The sequence below is a fragment of the Natrinema soli genome, from assembly GCF_028618695.1.
The window spans coordinates 1-3,126 of sequence record NZ_JAQIVI010000287.1 but is presented as its reverse complement, the minus strand read 5'-3'; the positions used below and the strand labels follow the sequence as shown (position 1 = coordinate 3,126).

General features: G+C 65.5%; 3 protein-coding genes. All 3 read right to left on the bottom strand.

Annotated features, from left to right (window positions below):
* Positions 1–983 (bottom strand): diaminobutyrate--2-oxoglutarate transaminase family protein (locus tag PGX04_RS17315; RefSeq protein WP_273739659.1); only part of this gene is annotated, 983 nt, incomplete at its 3' end.
* Between the two features lie 505 nt (positions 984–1,488).
* Positions 1,489–2,520 carry a DNA repair and recombination protein RadA gene (gene radA, locus PGX04_RS17310; RefSeq protein ID WP_273739658.1) on the bottom strand — a complete coding sequence of 344 codons (1,032 nt, stop codon included), beginning with the start codon at positions 2,518–2,520 and terminating at the stop codon, positions 1,489–1,491.
* 155 nt (positions 2,521–2,675) lie between these two features.
* Positions 2,676–3,126: outer membrane protein assembly factor BamB family protein (locus PGX04_RS17305; RefSeq protein WP_273739657.1), on the bottom strand; the 451-nt coding region annotated here is incomplete at its 5' end.

The following is a 3,126-nucleotide window of genomic DNA, read 5'->3' as shown; positions in this document are numbered from 1 at the left end:
TCGATGGTCGCCGCGCCGCCGGCCATCGCGAGCTGATTCCCGCGGAACGTCCCGGCGTGCGCGCCGGGTTCCCAGACGTCCAGTGACTCGTCGTAGACGACGACCGACAGGGGGAGGCCGCCGCCGACGGCCTTCGAGAGCGTCAGCACGTCCGGGACGATATCGGCGTGCTCGAACGCGTACAGTTCGCCGGTGCGGCCGAGCCCGGTCTGGATCTCGTCGACGATCAGCGGAATGTCCCGTTCGCGGGTAACTCGGCGCATCTCCCGCAGCCACTCGCCGGGTGCCGGCACCGCGCCGCCCTCGCCCTGTACCGGCTCGAGGATCATCCCCGCGGGGTCGACGATCCCGTTTGCGGGATCGGAGAGGGTGCGTTCGACGTACTCGGCGCTCGTCCGCCAGCAGTCCTCGCCGCCGAGTCCGAACGGACAGCGGTAGGCGTGGGGGTAGGGCAGATGGTGGACGTCGGACTCGATTCCCGCGACCGATTCCCGCGGCGCCGTGTCGCCCATCAGCTCGAGGGCCCCCCGGGTCATCCCGTGATAGGCCCCCTGGAACGCCAGCATCGATCGGTTGCCCGTGGCCGTCTTGACGAGCTTCAGCGCGGCCTCGACGGCGTCCGTGCCTGCGGGGCTACAAAACTGTACTTTCGCGGTCTCGGCGAACTCGTCGGGGAGGCTCTCGAGCAGCCGATCGACGAACCGCTCCTTGATCGGGGTCGTCAGATCGAGCGTGTGGAGCGGGCGATCCCGCTCGAGCAGTTCCGCCATTCGATCGACGACGGCCGGATGATTGTGCCCGAGCGCGAGCGTTCCCGCCCCCGCCAGACAGTCCACGTACTCGTTGCCGTCGACGTCCTCGAGGATCGCTCCCTGGGCGCGTTCGATCGCGAGCGGCAATGAACGGGGATAGGTTCGTGCGTTCGACTCGCGGCTCGCCTGCTGTGCGAGGAGGCGCTCGGCCGACGGATCGCCGTCGGTCACGACCGCACACCTCTCTCCGGCGACCGCTCATCGACCGATTCCAGTGGTAATTGTTCCTTCGGCATACACGATTTAGGGCAACCTAAACATTGAAAAGCGTACCGATTTTTAGGCCAACCTAAAGCTTATACCCCGAGTGCTAAGAGGAACGAATTCGGCGGACAGCGCGGCTACGTAGCGACCGTGACCGCAAACGTGGGAGGCGCATCGATCGGTGGTCGATCGCAAGACGACAGGCTATCGTCGTTCGGACATTCGGGATTACGGTCACCAATACGCAGAAAATCGACGGCAGAAGGAGAGTAACCGAACTGTTCGCGGCAGCGCCGACGGGCCGCGAGAACCGAATTTGTTTAAGTAATCGCCAACATGTGAGGCGGGCTCACAGCGTCCGGATGGCCACGCAGCGTGAATTCGTCCCGGAAGCGGGGCTATTCGCACTCGGACGAACGATGATCTCGGCCCACGAGAGCGAAAACTGAGGTCGGTACCGACCCGTCGCGTTCTATTCGGGCTTCAGGCCGCCGTCCTGGACGCGCATGACGGCCTCGCCGTCGGCGAGATTCGGCGCGTCGACCAGTCGAACGATCCGCTTGTCGCCCTTGGACTTGCGGAGGTAGATCCGGAAGGTGGACTTGTGGCCGAGGATGTTGCCACCGATGGGCTGGGTCGGATCGCCGAAGAACGAGTCGGGATTCGACGCGACCTGATTCGTGACGATGACGGCGCAGTTGTAGAGGTTGCCGACCTTATCGATGTCGTGAAGGTGCTTGTTGAGCTTCTGCTGGCGGTTCGCGAGTTCTCCGCGGCCGACGTACTCCGCGCGGAAGTGAGCGGTCAGCGAGTCGACGCAGAGCAGTCGGACGGGGTACTCCGACTCCTCGTGTTCGCTGGCGAGTTCCTTCGCCTTCTCGGCGAGCAGCATCTGGTGGTTGGAGTTGAACGCCTTCGCAACGTGGATCTTCTCGAGGACGTCCTCGACGAGTGCGTCGACCGCCGCCTCGTCGTCGGCCGTTCCCTCGATCTCGCGGTCCTCGAGCGTCGCGTTGATGGCGTCGTCCGGCAGCCCGCGGACCATGTCGTCGATCCGCTCGGGGCGGAAGGTGTCCTCGGAGTCCACGAAGATCGCACAGCCGTGGAGGCCACCGACCTCCTTCGGAAGCTGGACGTTGACGGCCATCTGGTGCGTGACCTGAGACTTGCCGGCACCGAACTCGCCGTAGACTTCGGTGATCGACTGGGTTTCGATCCCGCCGCCGAGCAGGTCGTCGACCTCGTCGTTGTGCCAGCTTAGTTTGCCGATCTCGTTCCGTCGCTCGAGCACCGTCGAGCCGGTTTCGAAGCCCCCGATGTCGGCGGCGTCGCGGGCCGCACTGACGATGTCCGCGGCGGTGGACTCGCCGACGTCTGCCGTGTTCGATAGCTCCGACGGCGCGGCGACGGCGAGGCTCTGATAGGAATCGAATCCTGAATCGTGAAGTTTGTCTGCGGTTGCCGGTCCAACGCCGGGAAGTTCCTCGAGATCTGCTTCGGGCATACTCCCTCGTTGTGCCGGACCCACCATAAACCCTCGTTAACAGGAGAGTGGAAGTGAAAGTGCGGGAGGGCGACGGGGTGATTCGACACGAGAGCGACGGGTTTAGAAGAAAAGGCGCGCGCCTGCGGAGCCGAACGACGAACCGCGACCGCGGGTCAAAATCCGGTTTCGTCGGTGTCCCACTCGAGGCAGGAGAGTTGCCCGTCGTCACAGCCGACGTACAACCGGCCGGGAGCGACCGCGGGTGAACCGATGACGGCGTCGTCGAGTCCGACGTGCCAGCGGGGCTCGGAGTCAGCGACGTCGATCCCGTACAGGGAGCCGCTGGCGTCGCCGACGCAGAGGACGTCCCCGACGACGACGGGGAACGAGCGGACGGGGCCGTCGAGTTCGACTCCCTTCCGCGAGAACAGCCAGCCGCGCAGTTTTCGCCGGCCGACGGTCGTGTCGGTGACGTGGACGTAGCCGTCCGCGGCCCCGGCGAACGTCGTCTCCGCGTCCGCGAGCACGGTCGGGGAGGTGGTGAACCCGTCTCGGATCTCGTACGTGAACCACGACTGGCCGGTGGCGGCGTCCAGCGCGAGCAGCGTCCCGGCGTCGTCGGCG